The sequence below is a fragment of the Cedecea sp. P7760 genome (genome assembly GCF_013386425.1).
GTDB classification, from domain to species: Bacteria; Pseudomonadota; Gammaproteobacteria; order Enterobacterales; family Enterobacteriaceae; genus Cedecea; species Cedecea selenatireducens.
In genome coordinates this window covers 1-21,578 of sequence record NZ_JACARU010000018.1, presented here as the reverse complement: position 1 = coordinate 21,578, position 21,578 = coordinate 1, and the positions used below count along the sequence as shown (strand labels likewise).

Annotated in this window: 30 protein-coding genes and 1 pseudogene; 4 read left to right on the top strand and 27 right to left on the bottom strand. The window is 54.0% G+C overall.

Annotated features, from left to right (window positions below; all coding sequences use genetic code 11):
• The first annotated feature begins 132 nt into the window (after positions 1–132).
• Positions 133–405 (top strand): hypothetical protein, encoded by a 273-nt coding sequence (locus tag HX778_RS07825; RefSeq protein ID WP_370527372.1) that lies wholly within the window; start codon positions 133–135, stop codon positions 403–405.
• Here HX778_RS07825 and HX778_RS07820 read toward each other — a convergent pair.
• Positions 361–537 (bottom strand): annotated as a pseudogene (locus tag HX778_RS07820) (recombinase family protein); the annotation flags it as partial. The gene HX778_RS07825 and the pseudogene HX778_RS07820 overlap by 45 nt on opposite strands.
• 47 nt (positions 538–584) lie before the next feature.
• Between HX778_RS07820 and HX778_RS07815 the strand changes: the two are divergent.
• Together HX778_RS07815 and HX778_RS07810 are read left to right on the top strand one after the other, a co-directional pair.
• Positions 585–971, top strand: coding sequence for a hypothetical protein (locus tag HX778_RS07815; RefSeq protein ID WP_176981695.1), 387 nt, complete (start codon positions 585–587; stop codon positions 969–971).
• Positions 972–980: 9 nt separating this feature from the next.
• Positions 981–1,424 (top strand): tail fiber assembly protein, encoded by a 444-nt coding sequence (locus tag HX778_RS07810; RefSeq protein ID WP_176981694.1) that lies wholly within the window; start codon positions 981–983, stop codon positions 1,422–1,424.
• Here HX778_RS07810 and HX778_RS07805 read toward each other — a convergent pair.
• Genes HX778_RS07805 through HX778_RS07750 form a run of 12 tightly spaced genes read right to left on the bottom strand, consistent with a single transcriptional unit; the run spans position 1,396 to position 10,313 of the window.
• A complete protein-coding gene (locus tag HX778_RS07805) occupies positions 1,396–1,812 on the bottom strand; it encodes a tail fiber assembly protein (RefSeq protein WP_176981693.1) in 417 nt (138 codons plus the stop codon). The two genes, HX778_RS07810 and HX778_RS07805, sit on opposite strands and share 29 nt — an antisense overlap.
• A gap of 1 nt (position 1,813) precedes the next feature.
• Positions 1,814–2,617, bottom strand: coding sequence for a phage tail protein (locus HX778_RS07800; protein ID WP_176981692.1), 804 nt, complete (start codon positions 2,615–2,617; stop codon positions 1,814–1,816).
• Positions 2,617–3,297 (bottom strand): DUF2612 domain-containing protein, encoded by a 681-nt coding sequence (locus HX778_RS07795; RefSeq protein WP_176981691.1) that lies wholly within the window; start codon positions 3,295–3,297, stop codon positions 2,617–2,619. The genes HX778_RS07800 and HX778_RS07795 overlap by 1 nt, the downstream gene beginning before the upstream one ends.
• On the bottom strand, positions 3,294–4,493 hold the full coding sequence (locus HX778_RS07790) for a baseplate J/gp47 family protein (RefSeq protein WP_176981690.1): 1,200 nt from the start codon (positions 4,491–4,493) through the stop codon (positions 3,294–3,296). Before HX778_RS07790 ends, HX778_RS07795 begins: the two co-directional genes overlap by 4 nt.
• Positions 4,494–4,847: a hypothetical protein gene (locus HX778_RS07785; protein ID WP_176981689.1), complete on the bottom strand. Its 354-nt coding sequence runs from the start codon at positions 4,845–4,847 to the stop codon at positions 4,494–4,496. It abuts the gene before it with no gap.
• On the bottom strand, positions 4,847–5,587 hold the full coding sequence (locus HX778_RS07780; protein ID WP_176981688.1) for a Gp138 family membrane-puncturing spike protein: 741 nt from the start codon (positions 5,585–5,587) through the stop codon (positions 4,847–4,849). Before HX778_RS07780 ends, HX778_RS07785 begins: the two co-directional genes overlap by 1 nt.
• 56 nt (positions 5,588–5,643) lie before the next feature.
• Entirely contained in the window at positions 5,644–5,964 is a 321-nt protein-coding gene (locus HX778_RS07775; RefSeq protein ID WP_176981687.1) for a hypothetical protein, read from the bottom strand.
• A gap of 4 nt (positions 5,965–5,968) precedes the next feature.
• The gene (locus HX778_RS07770) at positions 5,969–6,286 is read right to left on the bottom strand and encodes a hypothetical protein (RefSeq protein ID WP_176981700.1); all 318 of its coding nucleotides are present in this window, start codon (positions 6,284–6,286) and stop codon (positions 5,969–5,971) included.
• A 40-nt stretch (positions 6,287–6,326) separates the two neighbouring features.
• A complete protein-coding gene (locus tag HX778_RS07765) occupies positions 6,327–7,397 on the bottom strand; it encodes a hypothetical protein (protein WP_176981686.1) in 1,071 nt (356 codons plus the stop codon).
• Positions 7,398–7,400: 3 nt separating this feature from the next.
• Positions 7,401–7,706 carry a hypothetical protein gene (locus tag HX778_RS07760; protein ID WP_176981685.1) on the bottom strand — a complete coding sequence of 102 codons (306 nt, stop codon included), beginning with the start codon at positions 7,704–7,706 and terminating at the stop codon, positions 7,401–7,403.
• A 1-nt stretch (position 7,707) separates the two neighbouring features.
• Complete coding sequence (locus tag HX778_RS07755) at positions 7,708–8,307, bottom strand: phage baseplate protein (protein ID WP_176981684.1); 600 nt, start codon at positions 8,305–8,307, stop codon at positions 7,708–7,710.
• The gene (locus HX778_RS07750) at positions 8,307–10,313 is read right to left on the bottom strand and encodes a transglycosylase SLT domain-containing protein (protein ID WP_176981683.1); all 2,007 of its coding nucleotides are present in this window, start codon (positions 10,311–10,313) and stop codon (positions 8,307–8,309) included. The genes HX778_RS07755 and HX778_RS07750 overlap by 1 nt, the downstream gene beginning before the upstream one ends.
• Between HX778_RS07750 and HX778_RS25295 the strand changes: the two genes are divergently transcribed.
• The gene (locus HX778_RS25295) at positions 10,291–10,494 is read left to right on the top strand and encodes a hypothetical protein (protein WP_176981682.1); all 204 of its coding nucleotides are present in this window, start codon (positions 10,291–10,293) and stop codon (positions 10,492–10,494) included. The two genes, HX778_RS07750 and HX778_RS25295, sit on opposite strands and share 23 nt — an antisense overlap.
• Here HX778_RS25295 and HX778_RS07740 read toward each other — a convergent pair.
• The 14 genes from HX778_RS07740 to HX778_RS07675 form a co-directional block, all read right to left on the bottom strand.
• Positions 10,491–10,916: a phage tail assembly chaperone gene (locus HX778_RS07740; protein ID WP_176981681.1), complete on the bottom strand. Its 426-nt coding sequence runs from the start codon at positions 10,914–10,916 to the stop codon at positions 10,491–10,493. The genes HX778_RS25295 and HX778_RS07740 overlap by 4 nt on opposite strands.
• Positions 10,917–10,919: 3 nt before the next feature.
• Complete coding sequence (locus tag HX778_RS07735; protein ID WP_176981680.1) at positions 10,920–11,360, bottom strand: DUF3277 family protein; 441 nt, start codon at positions 11,358–11,360, stop codon at positions 10,920–10,922.
• Between the two features lie 10 nt (positions 11,361–11,370).
• Positions 11,371–12,528 (bottom strand): DUF3383 family protein, encoded by a 1,158-nt coding sequence (locus HX778_RS07730; RefSeq protein WP_176981679.1) that lies wholly within the window; start codon positions 12,526–12,528, stop codon positions 11,371–11,373.
• Positions 12,529–12,531: 3 nt separating this feature from the next.
• Entirely contained in the window at positions 12,532–13,077 is a 546-nt protein-coding gene (locus HX778_RS07725; RefSeq protein WP_176981678.1) for a hypothetical protein, read from the bottom strand.
• The gene (locus HX778_RS07720) at positions 13,074–13,466 is read right to left on the bottom strand and encodes a head-tail adaptor (protein WP_176981677.1); all 393 of its coding nucleotides are present in this window, start codon (positions 13,464–13,466) and stop codon (positions 13,074–13,076) included. Before HX778_RS07720 ends, HX778_RS07725 begins: the two co-directional genes overlap by 4 nt.
• A complete protein-coding gene (locus tag HX778_RS07715) occupies positions 13,466–13,975 on the bottom strand; it encodes a hypothetical protein (RefSeq protein ID WP_176981676.1) in 510 nt (169 codons plus the stop codon). The genes HX778_RS07720 and HX778_RS07715 overlap by 1 nt, the downstream gene beginning before the upstream one ends.
• Entirely contained in the window at positions 13,972–14,382 is a 411-nt protein-coding gene (locus HX778_RS07710) for a DUF4054 domain-containing protein (protein WP_176981675.1), read from the bottom strand. The genes HX778_RS07715 and HX778_RS07710 overlap by 4 nt, the downstream gene beginning before the upstream one ends.
• Complete coding sequence (locus HX778_RS07705; RefSeq protein WP_176981674.1) at positions 14,366–14,749, bottom strand: hypothetical protein; 384 nt, start codon at positions 14,747–14,749, stop codon at positions 14,366–14,368. The genes HX778_RS07710 and HX778_RS07705 overlap by 17 nt, the downstream gene beginning before the upstream one ends.
• Positions 14,750–14,792: 43 nt before the next feature.
• The gene (locus HX778_RS07700; protein WP_176981673.1) at positions 14,793–15,740 is read right to left on the bottom strand and encodes a major capsid family protein; all 948 of its coding nucleotides are present in this window, start codon (positions 15,738–15,740) and stop codon (positions 14,793–14,795) included.
• A gap of 10 nt (positions 15,741–15,750) precedes the next feature.
• Positions 15,751–16,254 carry a hypothetical protein gene (locus HX778_RS07695; protein ID WP_176981672.1) on the bottom strand — a complete coding sequence of 168 codons (504 nt, stop codon included), beginning with the start codon at positions 16,252–16,254 and terminating at the stop codon, positions 15,751–15,753.
• Between the two features lie 11 nt (positions 16,255–16,265).
• Positions 16,266–17,537, bottom strand: a complete 1,272-nt coding sequence (locus HX778_RS07690) for a DUF2213 domain-containing protein (protein ID WP_176981671.1) — start codon at positions 17,535–17,537, stop codon at positions 16,266–16,268.
• A 261-nt stretch (positions 17,538–17,798) separates the two neighbouring features.
• Complete coding sequence (locus HX778_RS07685; protein ID WP_176981699.1) at positions 17,799–18,332, bottom strand: phage minor head protein; 534 nt, start codon at positions 18,330–18,332, stop codon at positions 17,799–17,801.
• Positions 18,333–18,402: 70 nt separating this feature from the next.
• Positions 18,403–19,878, bottom strand: a complete 1,476-nt coding sequence (locus tag HX778_RS07680) for a DUF1073 domain-containing protein (RefSeq protein ID WP_176981670.1) — start codon at positions 19,876–19,878, stop codon at positions 18,403–18,405.
• 1 nt (position 19,879) lies between these two features.
• The gene (locus HX778_RS07675) at positions 19,880–21,499 is read right to left on the bottom strand and encodes a TerL protein (RefSeq protein WP_176981669.1); all 1,620 of its coding nucleotides are present in this window, start codon (positions 21,497–21,499) and stop codon (positions 19,880–19,882) included.
• Positions 21,500–21,578 lie beyond the last annotated feature (79 nt).

The window sequence follows — 21,578 nt, the reverse complement described above, 5'->3', positions numbered from 1 at the left end:
GATTAAAGGCACTACTGGTGATCGTTGCTGCGTTCTTGGGTTCTGGGATGGTAAATGGCGTGTGCTGTCGCTTCCTGAATATGAGAGTTCAGGAAAGGCGATTATGGCAGTGGTTAGGCGGGGAAAAGTGGCGTGGGCTTAGAAGGTAAGTTTGAAAAATCTGATGCCCACGGCATGGCTGAACTGGTGAGCTTTCAGATCACCTTTTCCGCGCTGGCAGAAAAGGTGATGCTAAGAGCACAGTTTAGAGATTCAATGCGCGACGTACCCATGTGGCCGACGTCGGAGTTTCCTGATCAGGAGTTCTGCGTGTCACGGCGTGAGGCGGAATTACTTTTACGTGAGCTGAAAAAGGCTATCGATTATATTGATGCCGGGATTGAACATCCGGCCATCAATTTTTAACCCCAGCCTGTCCGCCGCTTTAACGCTGATTTTACCCTCCAAAATTAGCTCACATCCTGCGCACTCCAGCGCATTTTTCTGCAGTGCTGTGTTTTGGTCATTTGTTGACACCCTGACATAGCCTACCAGCATGACTTTTTACCTCATAAAAGGCTGAGAGCACGCCACGGAGCGGCAGCATGTACATTTTCTCAAAGGTTGGTTTGGGAACAGCGGCGAAAAGGGATGTAGGGACGAGCACCAGTCAACTCCCCGATATGAGCAGTTTTTCCTATGTTAGCGACGGAGGCAGTGCTTACGGAATTAAGTTCCCGAGCCTCAATACTGGCGGTGCAGTAATGATGCAGACCGCGCAGGTAAACTTACCCGTGGGTATAACAGATGTTACGTTGCCATACGCTGTGCCAAATGCAGTTATTTCGGTTGTGACATCGATCTGCAATGGAGCGACCCAGCCATCCAATGGCACCGTGTTTGCGGCGATCATAACGGCAGCAAATAAAATCAGATTTATCAACTGGGGAACGCTGGGCATCACTGTTCAATATCAGGCCTGGTGCAGATAAGAGGTAGTCATGAGCGAAACTAATTTTTATTACAGTAAAACAACAAATCTGTTTTATCCGCATGCCTGGCTAGTTGACTACGAGTCAGCCGGGACGTTGCCAGATGATATTGTCCCTGTGTCAGATCCAGTCGTTGCTGAATATTCGTGTTTTGTGAAAGAGGGTAAGCAGCGAACGGCAGGAGCCGACGGATTACCGACATGGGGGGATATCCCGCCGCAGCCTAAAGAAGAGTTGATCGCCTTTGCTGAACAAAAGCGTGCTGCTTTACGACTAAGCGCTGATTCTGAGGTTTCATGGCGGCAGGGTGCTGTTGATGAAGGAATAGCGACAGAAGAAGAAACAGCCGCATTGGCTGCATGGAAAAAATACCGGGTTCTTCTGATGCGAATTGATACGTCAAAAGCGCCCGGCATTGAGTGGCCTACGCCCCCGGTTTCTCCGGCCAACTAACATCAGGCGCGGTGGAGGTGTCTACCGTTTTCACCGCTTTGATGTACTTCATCCATGCTGTGAGCTTTGCTTTGTCGTCTTCGTCGATAATGCTCAACGCCAGCTCCGTGCGCCAGTCTGCTGTAATCGAATCGGCTTCGGAAAGCAGAGCTTTTTTCTTGCGTTCTGCAGCCGCGATTATTTCCTCCGCTGTGGGAGCCGGTATATCAACCCATGCTGGTTTCCCTTCCGCATCAGCGCCCCGCATTTTTCCTTCCGATGGCAAACCTGAATACATCCCAAACACTTCATCTTCGACTTCAACAAAGCTTTCCGGCCATGTTCCTGCAGCCTCATAGCTCTCGCGAAGATCAAATGGATAGAAATTATTTTTAGCGTATGCGTACATATTAATATCCTATGGCAAACACAACAGGTGACACGGAACCAGCGCCCGCCAATGTCGTGAATATCTGCGATTGCAATGTAATTGAAGATGCTGTGGACGACACTGTCTGATACATAATGTCCGATGTGTTGCCGGAATTTGCATTAGTAGACACCATGCCAGCCATCATCGCTGTGGGGAAAGGAATTGGTAACGTGATGGTTGTTAACGTCTCTATTGTTGTCGACGGGCCTATTGTCCATTGGAATATCAAGCCGCTCGGCAATTTCTGATACCCGGACGATGCTGATATCCTCGCAAGAGAAAATGATGACATGTCAGGGATCTGCCCTGTGCCGGTCCCTACATCTTTTTTGGCCGCTGTTCCCAAACCAAGGTATGAGAGAACGCTGGCAATGTCTGTTTTGCCGATAATATCCCGGCCAACCTGGGTTAAATCTGTCTGGCTGGCGGCATCTGGCCCGGTGAAGTAAGGCAGCTTGTTTGCGCCAGTTGCCAGGGCGGCAAGCGCGGTTAGTGTGGCATCCAGGGGCTGTGATGTTTTGTTGATGGCCGAAAGGAGGCTGGCCACCAGCGTTGTCACGTCGCCGTCGTCGTGCACATCATTCCCGGACTGGTTAGCAATAAACTGCGCCAGCGCCGCCGCCACAAATGAAGCCTGGCGGATAGCCTTGTTTACCTGCGCGCTGGATGCCTTGCCCGCCTGAAATCCTGTAATAAGTGCAGGCAGCGCCTCCCAGTCAGCCTGGCTCATGACATTTGCGCCAGCGCCTGTAGCAAAGGGTTTAAATTCGTTCGTAGCCATTAGAGTGTCATCTCCCATGCGCCGTCGTCAAAACCGGCGATGTATTCGTTGTTTAAGTCGAAACCGAAAAATTTATTGCCCTCAGATGGGGTTTTCACCGATGGCGTTTGAATATCACCGGCCCACACACCAGCCGCTTTCACGGTCAGATAGCCCTGCTTTATCGCCGCAATAAGTTCGCGTGAAACATTCGCTATATCCGTCTCGGGAAATACCCAAACCGAAATGGTCATGTCCTGGTTATCGACGATCTGCATTTTGAGTCCGGAGCCTGCCGTCGCAGCATCGAGGATGGCGGGCAGCGTGTCGTTCTGCCCGTTCCAGTTGTTGATAGCGATTTTTGCTTTGAGAATGATGCGGTAGGTGTCATCGCTTAGCGTGGTGTAACCGGAATCGGGATCGTAAGGCCCTTGCCACACGCCCTGGTCATAACCCAGCCCGTCGGTATCCCAGGAAAAATACACACCAGAAATGGGCTGGCTAACAATGCGACTACGCCCTATCCACAGCCCCAGGGTATCGAGCTGCGCGCCGACGGCATGATCAATATCAAAAGCTGTAATCAGGCCGCCCAGCGTGTTTGAAACATCTATCAGCGGGCGGGTACTGAGATCGACGTGAGTCAGGAAAAGCGGTTTAGTCGCGTGGTAGTTCGTGATTAGCTCTGTGTACTTGCTCATGAGCTCACCGTGATTTTTACGTTATCCGTGCTGCATGCCGCTGCCCCGTCATAAGCAATATTGACGTTAGCCGCAGACACTGAACCGGCAGATTTACCAATCAGCAGCTCTGTGATGTCGTAATAACGGGCGTTGCCACCGCTTACCACACCCAGGTTGGCCGGGGAGTAAACGCGGCTCAGCAGCACGCTATCACCGATTTTCAGGCTGTTGATGTACTCCGCTACTGCCTGTTTGATTTGCTCACCGATCTGCGACGTGTAGCCGGTGAACACCCTGAGCGTGATATCGACAAACACAGGGACGTTCTGCGGGCGGGAGAATGAAATGGTATGCGGGTTGCCGTAGGTGTCCGGTACCACAATGGACGTTGTGCCGTACGTCGCCACCCCCTGCCCCTTTTTGCCCCGGATAACCTGGGCTATCTGGTTCACATCGCCGCCGTCCACAATCGCAGAAATGGAATGCGCCGGCAGCCCGTTGCTGTCTGGTACTCCCTGGTCATTCTCATAGAGCTTGTGACGGGTCACGCCTGCAATATTGGCAATGGCACCGTCTACAGCCTCAAACGGCGTCAGCGCGGGTAATGCCACGCTCTGCGCCTGTCTGATGCGTAGCTCAGCGTCAGTTTCCCCCGATTGCCCCACTGTGGCCGCCGCCGGGTTCGTGGCTGACGTCCAGCCGCGCGTTGGCGTGTTAATAGATGTTATCGTGCTGGCCAGCGCCGCAATTGCCCCACTCGTTGCACATGTTGCGGTGACAACCACTGTACCGGCGACACCGATCGTCACTGCGGCGGGCAGATTCCAAATCACGCCGTTCTGGTCCCTCACCGAGCCGTTATTGATTGCCGTTCCAGCCGTGCCGCCCAGCAGCAGATCAACCGTGGAATTTGTCGCAATCTTTCGCGTGATACCGTTGATTTTAACGTTGCTGCTCAGCGCTGCAGCCTGGCCGGTTGCCGGGGAGAATGAGTTATAAATCTGAATGGCCGTATTGTTCGCGTCATGGATGGCCAGCGCCACCAGCGCCACCATCTGGCCGTCTTTGCTGTCTGGTTCCAGATAAGCGTCAGCCCCATAAATCTGCCGGAAATAGCCAGTGATGGTGCTCAGCACCGTCTGGTAATCAGGCGCGGTTATGCCCTGGGCGGTTACCGTTGCCGATAACCCCAGCGTGTCGAGGTTCAAAGCCATTTATGCCTCGCTAGTTACAGTCGTCTGGCCGTAGATAGTGTCGATTGTTGCTGTGAAGGTAACGCGGCGCGTGGTGCCGTCGTTGTTCGTGTCGAAGGAGATAATGCTTTTAACGCCGGGCGTCGCCTGCAGGCGTTCGCGGATAGCCAGGATATAAACATCGGAACGCTGTTTGCCCAGCACTGACTGCACGTAAGGTGTTCCCTCCGTTAAGTCGAGGAACCACTGGCCGCGCCAAAGTTCGAAGCGGGTTTTAACTGCCTGGGCGACACACTCCGGACTGTTCACCAGAAATGTGTTGTCGCCCTGGCCGAAGGTATAATCCCCTCCACTGTCCTCTCGTCGGTATCGCATCAGTTCGGCCCCCCGCTGTTACCGCTACCAGGCTCAACTCCTTTATGCGTGTGATTTTTGACACTAACGCCACCGGCAGTCACATCGTTGGTGACGGTAATCGGCCCCAGCATTGTTGCGCCGCCGCCGCCCTCGCCCATGCCCTGGCTGAGCGTGCCGTTTATGGTCACCGCGCCGTTTAGCACAATGGTGGGCGATGTGATTTCGGTCCCGCCCAGCGCGTTAGCTGTTAGCTTGCCAGGTGTTTGCACAGTAACTTCATGCCCGGCGGCCACTTCTACGAACGCGGCACCGTCGTCGGTACGCAACTGCGCGGCGTCCATGCTGATACCGGAAATTTTATGTGCTTGCGACTGTGGCCCGACAATGGCGAAAGCATCGCTGAAATCATGCTGGCGAGGATCTACCGTTTCCTGAACGCCGCCGGACTGCCACCAGAAATCAATGCAGCGGTCAGCGAAAATTAGTAGACATTCGTCACCAGCCTTGACCGGGAAAGTCAGCGTGCAGCCGCCACCACGCGGGAAAATAACCGGCACATCCACCAGCGGTTTCAGCTCGACTGATTCATTACCGGCCACACCCCGCAGTGCTACCTGCACAGTGCAGGTTACAGCGTCTGGATCGAATGACTGGATGATGCCGGGCATCGCTACGCGAATTTGAGAGGAAACAGAATCGGCAATTGCCTGGGCAGTCTGCTGCTCACCGCCAAGCTGTGATTGGGTAGGAACTGGCATAAAAACTCCATAAAAAAACCCGCCGAGGCGGGTTGATTTTCGAGAGGCGTGTAGATTTATAAATTTTTGCTGAGCACTAGCTTACATTCTTCTGCGCTTAGCCCAGACATTTGAGCAGATTCAGGATAGCCGCAGTACATTTTGACTCTACGCAACCCTAGCACAGCAAACTGATCACCTTTTGTGCTCATTAGCTCTTTTTCGTCTCCACCTTCTCTTCTGGCTAACCCCGCCGCCTCCATACTGGAAGCTCTGGAAATTGCATTATGTATCGCAAGGTTGTCGCCAAGATCAGGATGCTTTGCGAAAAAGTCATTCAAGGTACCAGCACTAGCTGTTGAGGCAATAAGCACAAATAGAGCTATAAATCCTTTCATATAACTATCCTTTTATTTTTACACAGTCATAAGAAACATAATGCCTTGGCGCATCCATATTGGCTTGCAGCCATTGAGCGTTGAGGATGGCCTTGCCGTTGCGGCCTATAAATTCCATCCCAACCCAGCGGCCAGGTTGATCTGTAGCGACAACCCACTCAAATTTAACATTGTTAAAATCACCTTCTTTTTTCAGAAAAGTAATTTTTTGAGTTTCCGGTTTTGCACCATTAATTCTTGCAAGTCCATCGTCAGCCCAATGCACCTTATAACTGCCACATTGAGAGTCGGCAATTACATTCAGGGATAAAAATGAAGTCATAAGAACAATAATTGCGGCTACACGCTTCACAATACTTACCTCAGTAGTTAGTTTTCAGCATCGCATTCTGGCTGTAAAGCTCGCGAGCCCCGCGTGCAAAGCACATCAAATCCATGTACCACGGCTGGCCCCTTGTGTCGCCAGTGTAACTTATAGACTTGACGATATAAACACCATCGGTGGCGATGCTGGCGGCCTGCTGCTTGCTGGGTAGCGTATCACCCTCAATGTTCCCGTTAAATTCAGATGTCCCGATCCGCGCCGGTGACTGCGCAATATCCGTATCGCTCACAGCAGCACGATACACTGACGCCTGATCCAGTTGAACGAGGCCATTAATTCGAATGTTGGGATTAATCAGGCAGCGTACGTTCACGCCGCCGCCCATCGTCTGCTGAGGCATCCCAATCAATCCGGTATTGGCGTTAAGCACGATAGCCTCATGGATATATTTATTCTCCGGGACCATCTGTAATTGCCCGTCCACCAGCTGCCAGGTGGCTTTGCACTGCGCTGCGATATTGTCCATGACGTTACGGGATGCGTTGTAGATCGTGCGGCCCCGAGGGAAAACGTTCTGTGGCATATCGCCAATAATCCCCTCAGTAATGCCGAACGGGTTAAAATCCTTCATGGTGGCCCGAAGCACATCTGCAGCGGTATAGCCTGCGGCGATGGTCGTTATGGTGTTAGCGTACAGGAAAGCCTCATGCTCACTCAGCGCCTGCACCAGCACCCAGGAATCGGTGATATTATCCTTCCCGGTCACCGTAAAGCGGATGTCACCATCGAAGATAAGCCCGTAGTTCTGGCCGTCCGTCTGTCCCACCTTATCGTCAGGAATAACCTTAACAGTCCCTACATCGCTTGCATCGACCGGTTCAGCAATCCCGCTATACCCGGCAATGATGCGAATTTTTGCGAATTCCTGCCCTAAAATTTTATTCGTGGTGTCGGGGGATAAATTGTAGATCCGCACATTCGCCACACGCGGCCACTTTGTATCAGCCCACTCTATCTGGAAGGTGACTTTAAAATCAGACAGGGAAATGCCCTGGCCGTTCTGATCCAGAAGCTGCAGCTCAAAATGCCGCATCCAGTTTTTTGACATGAGTTATCCCTGAATGAAAATAAGATGGCTGTATGTGCCAAGGTTGGTTTTTGTCGGCTCAACGGGAGCGCCGTTATCGGTGACAACCACCAGCGCCCCGTTAATGCCTAGTTGCGGATATTGCTCGAGCAGATTAAGGCCGGTGACCAATGGCACGCCGGAAAGAAGCGGAGCGCCGCCGCTGTCCTGCACATCCATAATCCAGCCAGCAGCATCGCGCCAGATAATGCGCAGCGTGTAGGTGGTACCGCCAAGCTGAATACGGAATAGCTGATTATCCGGGGCTAACGGAACTTCATTGATTTGCATGTTATCCCCTCAAGCCAGCTACGAGACTTCCCGCCTTGCTGAGAATGGACTCATTCGGCGGCGTGGTGGACTTCGTACCGGTGTTCTGCACAGCTGAGGTGCTGGCCCCCTGCGCCATGTCTGACTTATCCGCCACCTTAACGCTAAAGGTTTCCGACATGATGACTTCACGCAGCGTGAGCGTGCAGCTGAGCACGTTCTCAGTGGTTTTGTCGGTCGTGACTTCAATGGCGCGTACCAGCATGTTGTTGTACGTCCGTTTCCCGGTCACCACGTCGAATGGAACGCGGGAAGCCTGCAGGTCAAGCAGCTGCTGATATGTTTCCTTTGGGCTCTTACCGAGGATGCTCGTAGCGGTCAGGTTACTGGCAAAATCCAGCAATGCACCACCACCAGCAAAGCCACATTCCATTGTGACTTCACTCGGGCGTTTAAAGGCATGATCGGCGATGTACCCGGCATTGCTGCCGGTTGTTGGCTTCTCTACCGGGTGCTCAGTGATTTCCAGCGTGTCAGAGTGCTTTTCCGAGACGACAACACTCGGCACGAGGATGTCAATTTTCCGCGTCTGCTGGCGAAAAATGGCAGATAAAATATCCATTAGCGCGGCACCATGAGTTGTTGAACGGTTTGGGCGTTAACGCTGATTTGCTTTTCAGCGGTAAGCCTTGCTGCTTCACGCGGATCATTAACACCGTGAATATGAATGTTCGTTTCCTGCTGAACCTGCGCACCGCCGGGCATGTTGCTGCGAACCTTCGGAATATAATTCCGGGTTTCGGCAGGCATCAGGCCCATGCCGTAGCGCTGCACGTTCCCGATCCCCCAGTTATACGACGCCAGCGCTTTATCCAGATTGCCGCCGTTCTGCCGTAGTAGCTGGCTAAGGTATTTGGCTGCAGCCTGGGCTGACTTCTCCGGATCGAAAACGTCATTGCCGCGCAGCCCCATATCTTTAGCGGTGCCATCCATGAACTGAAACAGCCCTTTCGCCCCCGCGCCGGACATTGCGAACTGATTACCACCCGATTCTGCGGTAGCAACGCTATTCAGCAATCCCATTGGCAGGCGATAAAGCGTTTCCAGCTTGTTAAACAGCGGCCCCATCCAGCCCAGCAGCCGCTTGCCCGCCGCCGATGCCTGGGGACGTTTAACGGATTGCGCATGCTGATCGGGGAAATTACCGGGAATGTCATAAGCGGCATCAGGAATGCCAACCATGGTATTTTTTCGCCCCAGATCGGTATTAATACCCAGCTTGCGGAGGGTATCGCCGATATTCTGTTTCGTGTAATCCCATGAGGACTGTGCTGCAGCAGTTATATTTTCGTGGTCGCTTGCCACATACCCGCCATATGCCATCAGCGCCATTAACCACGGCGGCCCCGGAATCTTGGCGATTTTAGAGAAAGCACCGAGGATTTTTGTCAGCCATGCGCCGGCAATAAACGTCGCAGCAATCGCCAGAACGTTTTGCCAGCCGCCCACGGCGTCTTTCAGCTCAAGCAGCTTGTCACGGATCCAGACGATGGCTTTTTTCGCCTGCTCAATGCCTGGTTGCCACTCTGCCCAGTTGATAAGGCTTTTGCCGCCCTCTTTCCAGGTCTTATAGTCATCCCAAAGTAATATCAATGCGCCAATCAGCGTGGTGATCAACCCAATGGGCGACATAAGGAATGAGCTGTTCAGCAGCCGCCAGGCCACTAGCAACGCGCCGAACACTTTCAGCAGGTTTTTGCTGCCATCATCCAGCCGCTTCCACCAGTCGATAACCGCGCCCGCCCCCTGAATCAGCCGGTAGCCCATCCGGGCAAACGCATCAGCAAACCAGAGAATGCCTTTAATCAGCCGGGTTAGCGTCTCTTCAATTTTCGGGAAGTTATCTAGAATGCGTTTGCGCAGGTTATCCAGCGAACCGGCCAGGCCACCCGCAAGGTTAGAGCCGATTTTATCGCGCAGGATGCCCAGCAGCCCGGTGAGCCCTCTCATTGAGGTCATAAACTTGTTGGACTGCTGCGCGGCCTTGTCAGCGTTAAAGCCGGTTTTCTGCATCATCGACTGGTAATCGGATGTGAACCCGGCCAGGCCCCGACGCATTGACTGCAGGGTGTTTTCATCGATGCCCAGCATTTGGGCATACTGCCGCGCCCGGTAGTAAGGCATGCTGTTTAGCTTCTGTCCCACCCCCGTAAAGATGGCGGCCGTATCGCGCATTTTCCCGCTGGCGTCACGCGTCTGTACACCCAGGCGGTTCAGGAAACCTTCGGCCCCCGGATTGTTACGCATAAAGCTTGCCAGCCCCTCGAGGGAGGATAGCGCCGCCTGCGCGTTACCACCGGTTTGCGATGCTGCATAGCCCAGCGCCTTAATACCTGCCACCGTTGCCCCGGTGCGCTGTGACGCCCAGTAGAGCTTATCCAGCCCGTCAGCAATCTTTGTCGTGAACAGCAGCACAGAAGCCGCCGCCCCCTCGACCGTCGCCCCCAGCTTGAGCACATTAGCTGTGACGCCCTTCACTACTGCTTCAAACTTGTTCGCCCCGGCGTTATCGATATCGAATCCCAGCGAGACCAGGAAATCTTTGATGGTATCTGCGCTACCGCTCATTATCGGATCTCCATTTGTCTATGCGGGCGTCGTTATCCTCCCGAACGTCGAGGTAGTCGTTCAGCAGCGCTATGCGGGCGAGGTCCACCGCGCCGCTGTCGAGGTCTTTTTGATTGAGGTGAAAGGCCAGCGCCGGGCGAAGAATAAAATCCTCACCGCCCGGCAGACTGTTGAGGGTTAAGCTGCTGGCTGGGTGTCCGTCCCGGTTGTAGGGAGTTCTTGCAAAAAATTTCCCAGAGAGTCGGCGACCACCCGCGCCACCAGCTGCAACATGGTGAGCAGGTCGATATCATCAAACGCCATCTCGTTGTGCTGGCAGACCGGCACCCAGTTTTTACCGTGCTGGCGAGACACCACAGAGAGGCACGGGAAAAGGATCGCGTTCACGTCATCATCACTCATGTTCGACACAGCATCAGCGATACGCGGCAGGATGGACGACATAGCGCCCTCGGTGTCTTTGCTATTAATTTTTTCCTGCACGCTGCGGAATTCCGACACCATGCCCGCCAGCACCGGCAGCAGCTTGCGAGAAACTCTCAACTGTTCAAAAACACCCATTTTGGCGGTGCGGTATGTCACACCTTTAATTTCGAATTCCATCGATTAAAACTCCCCAAGCAGTTGGTCAATCTTGCCGCAGTCGAATACCCAGGCCACCGTGCCGCCCTCTTTCGCGTTGTTGTGGTCCGGCTGTTTCTGGAACGCACAGGAGCGGGCCGTGGAGATATCGCCGCTGGCGGTGTTACGGATGACAATCACGTTATTGCCCCAGGTGGCAGAGGACTGACTTTGCGCGTTATACGCCAGCGACAGCTTTTTGTTCACCGGGGAGGTTTTCAGCAGCGTAACGGTGATGGTGCCGGATTTGTCAGCGTGCAGGCTGTGCATCACTTCACCGTCAGCACCAACCGTCATGGTGTTTTTGTTCCCGGCCATCGTCATCGTGATCCCCTCTTCGGAGTTCGCGGAGCCCTGGCCCAGGTCAATAACGCCCGTCGGGCCGGTGAGCGATGCGGTTACATCAAGAAAAGAATAAGTCGACATTTATCGCTCCTTAGCGAACAACGTTGATCTGAACATCGGCGTAGTGGACGGCGCCGGCCAGTTTGCAGGCCACCTGAATCAGTGGGGCTTTTCGCGCTTCGCGGTCTGCCTGCGCCTGCTGCACCAGCGGCTGCGCATACACGTAATAACCCTTCGTCAGCGTGTCACCAGGAGAAAGCTGCCCGATTGGGCCACCGTTCCACAGACCAGCAGCCACCAGCCCGTTAGTGACGGTCTGATCCATCGACTGTTCGACGTTGCTCAGCAGGCGGGTAACACCGGCATCCGTTTGCGGGATTTTGGTCGTGCTGGTGTACAGCAGGTTATAGAGATTGTTTTGCACGTAGTTCTGCAGCCAGTCGAGGCCGTGGCGCTCATCGAAGAAATCACCGTTACTCATCACGCCCTGCTGGAGAATCGCCGTGTCGTTCGCGTAGTAAACGTAAACGTTCGCCTTTTTAGTATCCACGGCGGCGGCCTGAGAGACTGTCAGCGTTTCGTACGGTACCGTCGGCTCCTGCTTAAATTTCAGGGTGATCGTGGTGTTGCTGCCGTTAAAGTTCACGGTAAAGGCCCGGCCAAATGCAGAAACAGCCGCGTAGTGGTTTTTGGTGGAATACTGGATGAAGGTGCGGGCGTATTTTCCTTCCTTGAGCTGCGAGGCAATATCAGTCGTAGATGCGCTGTCGATAATCCCGACCTCGCCAGAGGTCACACCGAAGATACGACTCACGCCGGATGCCTCGATGACCTTCGCCACGGCAATCACATCGGCAGGCGGCAGCACATCAGCACCGGCTAATACATCATCGGCGACCACAAGACCGTACCAGTTCGTGTACTGCAGGCATGCCGTAACAGCCTGGACGGCAGTTTCTACCGGGCCCGTTTCCGAAGAGGTCAGCGTTTTAGCCCAGCGACCGATAAATACCTGAGTGGGTTTTGGTGATTGCCCGAAGTAAGCCAGTGCGGCCTCATATTCCGGGCTGTCCACGCCAAAATCATCTGCAATATCTTCAATCGCGGCATACTGGCGAATGCGCTCAGTGACCGGAATAACAGAGGACGTTCCCAGAATCAGCAGGGAACCGAAGTTTCGACCAGTGGCCGCCGTCGGCGACATGATCACGTCTACGTTCACGACGTTAGATACAGGTAATCCCTGCATAGCTTATTCTCCAAAAAAGGTGACCGGCGCTGACTGGATCGCCCGGATGTTGTAGGTGCGGATATTTTTGCGGGAAAGCGTGGCGGTAAGGTCATAGCGCCTCACCCACTGGTTATTAATAAGCTCGGGCGCTGAAATCAGCGGTGTCGTATCCACCAGCGACAAGCCTGTTTTGTTCAGCTCTGCGTTGTTCTGGGCAACGTAAATCCCCTCCCGGAACGTGGCGGCTATTGACGCCCCCTGCGGCCCGTAGAAGCAGCAAATCACCACCACGGTTTCCCATGACCATTGTTCGGACTCGTCCTCTGTGGTCTGGATATTCGCCAGGGTGACCGGGCGCGGCATCGATGTGATACCGAAGCCACACCAGTTGGTCCCGTTTTTCGGTATCTGCGGCTGCGGTTCAGTCCAGCGGGGAAAAACAAACTCTTTAGCGAGGCCGGAAACACCACGGATCCAGCGACTGATTTCCCGCTCCAGTTCTTCGTCATATTTCGGCAAGTCGCCGACGGGTGTCAGATAACCTGCCGTGGTGCTGTCATTGCTCACGTTGTGCGTTCCTCCACCAGCTCGCAGTGCGCCTGCACGAACCCCGCGCCATAGCGACTGTAAGGGTCAACAAACGTCACGCGGTAGTCGTAGCCGTCATAGGTCACGATATCGGCATCCAGCATTCTGCCGCTGCCGTCCTGTCTTACCCCTTGCGTCAGCCTGAACGACGTCACAATCAGTATGGCGCCATTAATGTTTTGCCCGGCCATCATGCGCTGAGCCTGTAACGAGCGGTCTACTGTCACCACGCCGGAAAACGGGATATCCTGCACGGTGTTCTGTGCAAAATTATCCTCATCCAGGGTCTGCACCTGCCGGTGGCACATCAGCGAGTCGTCCATGAAGTCCGGATCAAACAGCACCTCTGATACATCGAGAAGCGGCATTATTTCGTCCTCACCACGTAGTTAATGGAACGCAGTAGGAAGCCGCGAGCGTAAAGCGGCTTCTCGCCAAGAATGGGAGGCTTTGAAGCCCTGCGCTTCTGGATGGTTTTCTCTGACAGCGGAGTAAGACGGTCACCGACACCGATAACGTTTTTAGCGCCGTCGCGGGCTATCTGTCCAGCGCTCTCCAGCTCCCGCAAGGCCGCATCTTTTTTGCCATCCAGTGCGGCCACGGCAGCAGCCTTTAAATGTTCGATAGTCCTGGGCTTAGTGTCTTCAATACCCATATCGAGAAACGGGCGCGGCGACAGCGTGACAACCTCGCCATCAATTTCTACCGTCCCACCCGTGGACTGGATGTAACCCAGCTCGGCGTTATTGATTGGCGAGCCATCACGCGCCGCTTTATCGGCAGGAATGCCCACCAGCACATCCATGCCGGACAGCGCCTTTAGTGACTCCAGGATATCCGCGGCATTATCGGATCGCACCGTGATGCCGCTCTTCAAAGCAGCTGCCTGCCACCAGCACCGGACATTTCCCACCACCAGAAGAACTCCCGCCCGTAGGCGGTGTTATTCCAGAAACCAGCATCCGGATCGATAATCCCCGACACGTCATAGCTGACGGAGACTTTATCCACGGATTTAGACGTTGCCACCCCAGCAGAAGCGCTACTGTTAACCGCTCCGGCTTTCGCACCCGCCAGGCTCTTCCCGCGTAACTCGGTGTAGTGCGCCGTAAACAGTTCAGCCAGATAAACAAACTGGTCGCCCAGCCGGTCCTGATCCAGTAAAGAATCAGCCTGGCCGAGGTAGAAGGTGATCGAGGCGTTTGGGTAGCGTGTTACGTCTGAGAACTCGGGGAAATCTTCGCGGAATTTTTCAACGGTCGGGAGGTTACTGTTTTTTGCCATTTTTCTGATCCTTCAACGCGGCCAGTTCGGAATTCAGCGTTTCGATGGCGCTATCCTTCTCCACCAACTGCGCTTTCAGGTCCAGTACTTCATTGGTCAGGTTGCCGATAGATTCATCCCGGCTTTCCAGCTGCGCTTTCAGGTCGGTGTTTTCCGTTTCCAGGAGCGCGACGCGGGCGGCGTTATTACTGGCCTCCTGCTCTTTAAGCAAATCAGCCTCATCAAGCGGCTTAACGTACGCGCCGAACGCCCAGTGTTTTTTCGCAGCTTCAGTAAAATTTTTTGAATCGTGAATGCCGGGGGTTAGCTCTAACTTAGTACCGTCAGCAAAGCTCAGGGTTGCAGCTGCAGCTACGTGATATTTCATTTGCCTACTCCATTAAAAATGGCGGGTTTCCCCGCCTCAACTATCAGGACGATGGAACGTCCAGGTAAGAAATCGTGTTCGAATACGGCGCCTCAACCTGCCCCAGCTTTCCGTAATAGACGGTGAGCTGCTGCATGCTGCGGTATTCCAACGGCGTGCTCAGCAGAGGAACCATAGGGAAGCGAACGTATTTCTCATCCTGGGTGTAAGCAACCATGCGGTGAGCATTGGCAACACCCCGCTTTGAGGCCCATTTTATGGAGACAATCTCCAGCGGCTCGCCGTTTTCCTGGTAAGCGATGCTGTTAATTTTGATGTACTCCAGTACGGAAATGTTGCCCGCAGAGGAAACCTTTTTAACGGTCATCAAGCCAAACAACTCCGGCGCTACCCCGATTTTTGCCGGGCAAACCGCATAACCGGAACGCATCCAGACATCCGTCAGCAGCAGGTTAACGTCCTGCAGCATAACGTCCGGGTCAGTGGTCGCCGTCCACGCGGCAGCGGCTGCCAGCGGAACTACATCAGGCAGGTTAAGCAAGCCCGCAACGCCCAGATCCTTATCACCGATATAAACCTGCTCGTCGGTGTCCATGTTCCATTTTGTTTTCATTGCTTCGTATTTCTGGGTGTCGATTGGTCGGCCCAACTTTTGCGCCGATGCCAGTTCCAACACATTCCAGGACACTTCCGTAGCCCACGGAGTGAGGTTATTACGTGTAGGAGTAATATCCAGTTCAGGCCCAGGCGTGGCGGTACCTTTTTTACCCATCCAGTTTTTGCCGTGAGGGTTTGGGCCACCAACACTGACAAAATCGGTATTGGTGAAGGATGACACTTCATCTGCAATGGAAATATCGCTGCGCAGCGGCATATCGCGGGTCCATTTAACGGACACCAGCGGCATATTCAGCGATTGATCCATGCGCTCCAGCTCACCGACAACAAGTGCGCCGGTAGAGTCGATAGTCGCTCTGTCAACTGTAAACATTCATTCTTCCTCAGATGTTAAATGCGATTTCGATACGGCCATCAGCTTCACCCGGCCCCATGACCTGGGCGTTTTTCAACTGAGGGGTATTAGCGGCTGTCGAGTCAGGAGACAGGACGAAAGAACCGACAGGGCTTAAGGTAGTGCCACCAGCAACACGGACGTATACCGGGTCGCCTTTTTGCGCCGTAACTGGGTTGCCAGAGGTGGCTTTAACGCAGATGTATCCGCGCTTCAGCTCGTCGGCTACCTGATTAACCTTCACGCCGAGATAGGCCAAATCAGCTGCAGATGTGATCGGGTAAGGACGAACGAAAACCCCCTGTACTTTGTCGATGCTGTCGCCAGACTCCAGCGGTACAAATTTGTTGCTGACGTATTTACCTGGCAGGCCGTAGCCGCTGAAAGGTTTTTGGAGATCCAGCGTTACGGGTTCGATAGTGAGGTCACGCGGACGCGTTATTGCCCCCACAATGCCAATCGGCATGCGGTCTAAATATGCTGTTCCAGCCATGAGTGATTACCTTATTTACGGTTTTTCCAGAAATCGGCGTTGATCTTGTTCAGCTCAGCCGGTGAAAGGTTTTTGGTACTAACGCCGTGGTCAGCAGTGCGAATGCTGCTCAGTGGTACCAGTTGGTTTTTTGCCTTGTGGATTTCCACGGCAGCGGTAAAGGCGGTATCAACGGTTGCCTTTGGTGCTTTGCTAAAGTCAGTAACGCCGAACGCTTTCAGGCTGTCGCCGGTGCGCACGGCCTGATTCAGCACCTGGCGTTTCAGGCCCTTATCGCCGGCAGGCTGGAAGCCAGGACAGATAATTTCGGCATCCGCGATGATGCTGCGCTTAAAGGCTGCGTCAGCGGTTACCTTCTTATCCTCTTCCTCGTCCTCATCGCCGGTCTTGATATCGTCCGGGTTAGAATCAGTGGTTTTGCCTTCCAGCTTTTCGATGCGGGAAAGCAGGGTTTTGGCCCACTCAGGCACGCCCTCATCACCTGTTTTTTCTTTACCAGCTTCCGCACCAGGCGTTTCATCGGTAGTCGTGCGGTTCTCCGTCGGGAGCGCCGTAGCCTGCGATGGAATGTTGATGTTGATAGTTGAGCCGGGGATCGAACCCAGGCCATCAGATGGCAGGTCCGGCGCTTCATCGATGAGTTTTGCCAGTGCATCCTCATCTTTCGTCTTAATGGCCTTAGCCACGTTTTTTAACCACGAAATCATTGGTTTTTCCTTTTTTCGATTAGATGGGATGGAGTCCCCGATAGCACAACGGCCACCAGCCCGGCCCCGGTCGATGCCGACCGCCAGGTGATTGCCTGTGATTTGGTATTGTTTGCCCTTGCCGGGCGCCAGCTGCTTGTATTGCGCGTCGTAGCCGCAGCTGACGTCAGTAAGCCCGGACTGAACGGCGTCGATGGCTTCCTGTCGCTTAATCAGTACATCGGCAATAAGTAAGTCTGATTTGTCGCCGGTACCGCGCCGGACGTTCTGAATGTGTCCGTGGGCCAGCTCGCGGAAGTTCGTCGGGTTGACGAAAACAATGTTGCCCTCGGCGTCCTCCGGATGGCCCAGCGTGACAGCCACGCCCTCAAAGCTCGCCATCGTCTCGACAGAGAAAACTTCATCCTCTGTGCGCCATACGGTCACCGTGCCACTGGCGTCCGGTTCAAGGTCGATTTCTTCCGGTAGATAGACCTGTGTTCCGATTCGGGCGATTGGCACGTCTGTACACAGCAGCGAGCCGTCAGCCTGCAGGTAGCGTGTTTCGCCCAGGCGTGTAGTGAAGAAATATTTCATGGGTTACCTGCTGATTGCGGGCATTAAAAAACCGCCCTGCCGGCGGTCATGATGGAATGGGAAAAATGTTCAGAATTACGGGCTATTTAACATAATGGTCATTTACCGCACCACGGGAAATGCACTCATTCAAAATGCCACCCTAACGGCCTAAAACTCATGGTTTTGGCGACTGTTTTTGCCACTTTCAGGCAACAACATTTTGATAACATTTCGCCACTCTGAGGGTTGAGCGCAAACACATGCTCTAAGCCGTATTTTTCACTTTCTCGGAGCTGGAATATCCACTTCCGGGTAGCATTGGCAGTTCGGCAGACAACCTGCGTGGCCGGTCATGCTGTCCAGCGTCGGTGGATTGTCCCAGCGCACGAATTTATCCCTCATTTTGAAATGAGACGGTCGGGTGCCAGCCCCTTTGATTCGCCACCAGTACCCCTCTGAGCCGACCGCCAGCGCCCTCGCCTGAGTGAGTGCGCCAGTTGCCCTCCCTATCTCGGTACGCGCTATCATCCTTGCCCTTCCGGCGGCCACATCACCCGACTGCATTATCATTTCGTAGAGCTGATCCGGACGCTCACCGTTAACCATCGCCTGCATAGCGCGGGTCTGGATTTCCCTTACCCGGTCTGCTGCCTCGATGGGTAGCGACTTCATCAACTGGATCTGGCGATAAACGATATCCTGCGCAACCTGGCCGACTGGCGTATTGCCTACAACCTCGCGCAGACCGGCCCCGATTTCCTCAGAGGCAGAACGCCACTGATTCCACTCTTCGCGCTCAACCTGCTCGAACATCTTATGTCCGACGCTCTCAGCCCAGGTGCTGATCAGCTCTGAATAATCCACCAGCACCAGCCCAGCCTTTTCAGCCCCCGCCTGGGAACCATCGTAAGTACCACCGACGATTTCCCCGATCTGGTTTGCTATCGCCAACAGGCTTTGGCTGTACTGCTTCTCTGAACGACGGCGGAGGGCTGGTTTCAGATTCATCCTCCTCCCACTGGGCCTTCGCATTTTCTATGTCCTCATCAGTGATTGAACCGCCGATCCCGATTACGTCGGACATATTGCGGAGGTCATTCAGCGCGGCGGCCGGTGTCATGCCAACGTCACGCACAGCAGTAGCAAGCGCGGTAACAACGTTATTTGCCATTGTCGAGCGGTCGGTGTCCGACATTTCCCAGAGCTTATTAAACTCGAAGGTGAAGTCTTCCGGCAGCTCTTCGCCAAACAGCGAACGCCAGGATATATCCATCAGCCAGCGAACGTGACGACGTAGACGGCGCTCCTGCAGCGAGTTAACCCGGCTGTAGTAGTTCTCAAGGTCGCCGTCGCCGGTACTAAACCCGGCAGGAGACTGGCCGAACAAGCGGACAAGGGGAATGCCGGTTGCACCAGAAACCTGCTCTGCAAAGCGAAGGATCACATCCGCAATACCGGCGAACGAATAGCTGTGCGTTGCGAATTCGTCCTTCTTGTCCATCAGGGTCATCCCCTCGATGGTCTGAAACTCGCGGATCATGTCCATGTGCTTCATCAGACCGGCCACCATTGGGCTACCTTCCGGCATAGCCAGAATCTTGCGAAGGTCCTCAATGCTGTACGTTCTCAAGTGCGCTTTGTGGATCAACTGCGTGGTGCCGACGGTTGCGGTATCGAATGCCTGAATGCGCTCGAAAATACGCTCTACCACCGACATTCCCCAGCCGTTCTCTGTCTGCGCCTGCTGGAAAGGCAGAGAATCACCTTCCATGCGGATTATGCGCGAGTGGTGAATCTTCCAGGGAGGAATACCCTGCTGGTTGGTCACCACGCGGTAGTATTTTGGTTTGCCAAACTCTGGCCCATAATCGGTGACCAGATTCACATACGAGGGCTTGACCATCCAGCGGTCAAGACTGATGACACCCTTAAACTGCCCCTGCTTAATGCGGTCCAGCTTGAGGGGTGTGGACATATCCTGCCCCTCAATGAGCACAACCAGAATTGCGCCGCCATAAAGGCGCGACCATTTAATCGTGTCGTTCAGACCATCCCATAAAGCGGCCTCATCCCAGAATGTCTCTACCTTTCCCTTTTGCCCTGGTTTGAGCTTTGAGCTGATGTTTACACCCTTGCGGGTCATATCATCGGCCAGTGAGTCAACCGCAGCGCCGACGAGGAATGATGAACGGTAGGAGAACTCAAGCTCTACCCGGTTACGGGTGAGATAACCCGGCAGATAAGTGCCGCCGGTTTGGATATTTTGCGTTTGTGCGCCGAGCTTAGCGGGGAAGTTGTTATACCCGTCAGCCGTCCTGACAGCCTTTTTGCCGCCTGTACTGCGTGGCCGTTTTGCCATATCACACTCCGGCCAACGAGGCCCAAATATCGAGAGAGGAATCCATCGGCGCATAGCTGATCATCACCGAGTCAGCCAGGTTAGGTGACTTGGTGCCATCAGGTTGCTTATTGACTGATATTTTCCCCACACCATTAATGGAATAGGTAGGTTGTGAAAGCTCGATGATGAGTTTGTCTTTGCTCTTCATCGTGCTACTGATGGAAATGATTTCGTCAGGGTCATAAGCCATACCCTCTTCCACTGCGCGGTATGTGTTCCTGAACAGCTTGCGTAAATGCCACCAGCTCTGTGCTTTTGCATTCGCGAAGAAATCTTTGTTAAGTCGGGCATTCTGTCCGTTGTCGCCGCGTACGGCTTCGTCTTCAGGGTCGAACACGCCACCACTACCACGAAAAGGCGTGGCAAGTATCATTGGTCGGCTCGCTGCGCTGCGTAGCTCGTTGATAGCTCTTGCATCCCCACGAACTCCAGCGCCCAGACCGTCTTCGTCAAAGCGAAACTCTTCGAGGTTTTCCTTTTCGCAGTAGCCAAAAACCTTCTCTACAGACTGGTAAATATCACTGCCTACGCCGGACCACTCCCGCACATTCTCCAGCAGGAAACCATGACGGGTAGAAAACGAGTTTTTGTCCCGACCTTCGTCGGCAACGTCCATTGCGCCCAGGCGTTTGCCAGTTGGCTGGATGCCCAGTTTGATATGCGCATCGATAGCGGCCTGCACCCATTCATTCGGGATCAGCACACCTTCAGCAGACGCGTTGTAGTTCAGGTCGAGTTCCTGCGCTACGACAACTGGGTTATCGATTTTGTCGCATTCCTTGCGGTACCACTCATCATCCTTGCGTGGGTCGCTGCGCCAGTGGAAGGTAAACACCGGGATTTTCCCGCTGTGTCGTTTCTGGGCGAACGGGTTAGCCATGCCGTTGACCGATGAAAGGTCGATACGGCAGCGCGTGGTTTGTGAGAGTGATGCTTCAATAAGCAGAGGCCGCGCCAGGAATGCAGCCTCATCGACAAAATAGAGTGTGGTACGGTCACCACGCCCGATGTTGTCGCCCGCTTCACCGGTAATCACCGCCCCGCTATCTGGGAACTCAACGCGCATATACGGCGCATGCTTCTTGTGATTCCAGCCGCCCCGGAACTCGACTGGCAGCGTTTCAACAAACTTACGCGCTTTCCAGAATAAGGCTTTCGGGCTGCCGGTACTGTCCACATACTCTTCTTTACGGGAACCGAAACCGATCACCATTTCCCGGTTAAACAGGCAAAGCGAACAGGCCAGGCCGACAGAAGTCCAACTGAGCCCCATTTCGCGGCTCTTCTCAGTGATGCCGTTCTCCAGCCCCTTGCGGCGGTCCATGATCCAGTTAATCCACTCTTCCTGTTTCGGGAACAGCAGGAACGGAATGGATACGGGCAGCCCATAGTCAATGTTTCGCGGGTCGGTGGTCATGCCCCAGTCGATAATGAACTGGGCCGGGTTAGTCCGGTAAAACTCTTTGAGTGCCGGGAGTGCGCCGGGGTTTTCCCGGATGCGCTTTAGACGCTCCATGCGCCACTCAAAAACCATCTGATAGTCAGGGTTCATGAAGTCAAACGGGAAAGGGATAGGCATAGCGAAAATTACTCAAAAACGGGGCTATTTAACATAATGACCGTTATCTGCACTACGGTTGTAGTAGCAAAGTTGTAAT

What these genes read in the sequence shown, in the direction of transcription:
- HX778_RS07690 (WP_176981671.1), bottom strand. Translation starts at nt 17,537, where the DNA reads ATGAAATATTTCTTCACTACACGCCTGGGCGAAACACGCTACCTGCAG.
- HX778_RS07720 (WP_176981677.1), bottom strand. Translation starts at nt 13,466, where the DNA reads ATGCCGCTTCTCGATGTATCAGAGGTGCTGTTTGATCCGGACTTCATG.
- HX778_RS07800 (WP_176981692.1), bottom strand. Translation starts at nt 2,617, where the DNA reads ATGGCTACGAACGAATTTAAACCCTTTGCTACAGGCGCTGGCGCAAAT.
- HX778_RS07680 (WP_176981670.1), bottom strand. Translation starts at nt 19,878, where the DNA reads ATGGCAAAACGGCCACGCAGTACAGGCGGCAAAAAGGCTGTCAGGACG.
- HX778_RS07765 (WP_176981686.1), bottom strand. Translation starts at nt 7,397, where the DNA reads ATGTCAAAAAACTGGATGCGGCATTTTGAGCTGCAGCTTCTGGATCAG.
- HX778_RS07700 (WP_176981673.1), bottom strand. Translation starts at nt 15,740, where the DNA reads ATGTTTACAGTTGACAGAGCGACTATCGACTCTACCGGCGCACTTGTT.
- HX778_RS07780 (WP_176981688.1), bottom strand. Translation starts at nt 5,587, where the DNA reads ATGCCAGTTCCTACCCAATCACAGCTTGGCGGTGAGCAGCAGACTGCC.
- HX778_RS07750 (WP_176981683.1), bottom strand. Translation starts at nt 10,313, where the DNA reads ATGAGCGGTAGCGCAGATACCATCAAAGATTTCCTGGTCTCGCTGGGA.
- HX778_RS07685 (WP_176981699.1), bottom strand. Translation starts at nt 18,332, where the DNA reads ATGTTCGAGCAGGTTGAGCGCGAAGAGTGGAATCAGTGGCGTTCTGCC.
- HX778_RS25295 (WP_176981682.1), top strand. Translation starts at nt 10,291, where the DNA reads ATGGTATCTGCGCTACCGCTCATTATCGGATCTCCATTTGTCTATGCG.
- HX778_RS07730 (WP_176981679.1), bottom strand. Translation starts at nt 12,528, where the DNA reads ATGCAGGGATTACCTGTATCTAACGTCGTGAACGTAGACGTGATCATG.
- HX778_RS07710 (WP_176981675.1), bottom strand. Translation starts at nt 14,382, where the DNA reads ATGGCAAAAAACAGTAACCTCCCGACCGTTGAAAAATTCCGCGAAGAT.
- HX778_RS07705 (WP_176981674.1), bottom strand. Translation starts at nt 14,749, where the DNA reads ATGAAATATCACGTAGCTGCAGCTGCAACCCTGAGCTTTGCTGACGGT.
- HX778_RS07675 (WP_176981669.1), bottom strand. Translation starts at nt 21,499, where the DNA reads ATGCCTATCCCTTTCCCGTTTGACTTCATGAACCCTGACTATCAGATG.
- HX778_RS07795 (WP_176981691.1), bottom strand. Translation starts at nt 3,297, where the DNA reads ATGAGCAAGTACACAGAGCTAATCACGAACTACCACGCGACTAAACCG.
- HX778_RS07785 (WP_176981689.1), bottom strand. Translation starts at nt 4,847, where the DNA reads ATGCGATACCGACGAGAGGACAGTGGAGGGGATTATACCTTCGGCCAG.
- HX778_RS07790 (WP_176981690.1), bottom strand. Translation starts at nt 4,493, where the DNA reads ATGGCTTTGAACCTCGACACGCTGGGGTTATCGGCAACGGTAACCGCC.
- HX778_RS07755 (WP_176981684.1), bottom strand. Translation starts at nt 8,307, where the DNA reads ATGGATATTTTATCTGCCATTTTTCGCCAGCAGACGCGGAAAATTGAC.
- HX778_RS07740 (WP_176981681.1), bottom strand. Translation starts at nt 10,916, where the DNA reads ATGGAATTCGAAATTAAAGGTGTGACATACCGCACCGCCAAAATGGGT.
- HX778_RS07775 (WP_176981687.1), bottom strand. Translation starts at nt 5,964, where the DNA reads ATGAAAGGATTTATAGCTCTATTTGTGCTTATTGCCTCAACAGCTAGT.
- HX778_RS07805 (WP_176981693.1), bottom strand. Translation starts at nt 1,812, where the DNA reads ATGTACGCATACGCTAAAAATAATTTCTATCCATTTGATCTTCGCGAG.
- HX778_RS07810 (WP_176981694.1), top strand. Translation starts at nt 981, where the DNA reads ATGAGCGAAACTAATTTTTATTACAGTAAAACAACAAATCTGTTTTAT.
- HX778_RS07735 (WP_176981680.1), bottom strand. Translation starts at nt 11,360, where the DNA reads ATGTCGACTTATTCTTTTCTTGATGTAACCGCATCGCTCACCGGCCCG.
- HX778_RS07770 (WP_176981700.1), bottom strand. Translation starts at nt 6,286, where the DNA reads ATGACTTCATTTTTATCCCTGAATGTAATTGCCGACTCTCAATGTGGC.
- HX778_RS07815 (WP_176981695.1), top strand. Translation starts at nt 585, where the DNA reads ATGTACATTTTCTCAAAGGTTGGTTTGGGAACAGCGGCGAAAAGGGAT.
- HX778_RS07695 (WP_176981672.1), bottom strand. Translation starts at nt 16,254, where the DNA reads ATGGCTGGAACAGCATATTTAGACCGCATGCCGATTGGCATTGTGGGG.
- HX778_RS07760 (WP_176981685.1), bottom strand. Translation starts at nt 7,706, where the DNA reads ATGCAAATCAATGAAGTTCCGTTAGCCCCGGATAATCAGCTATTCCGT.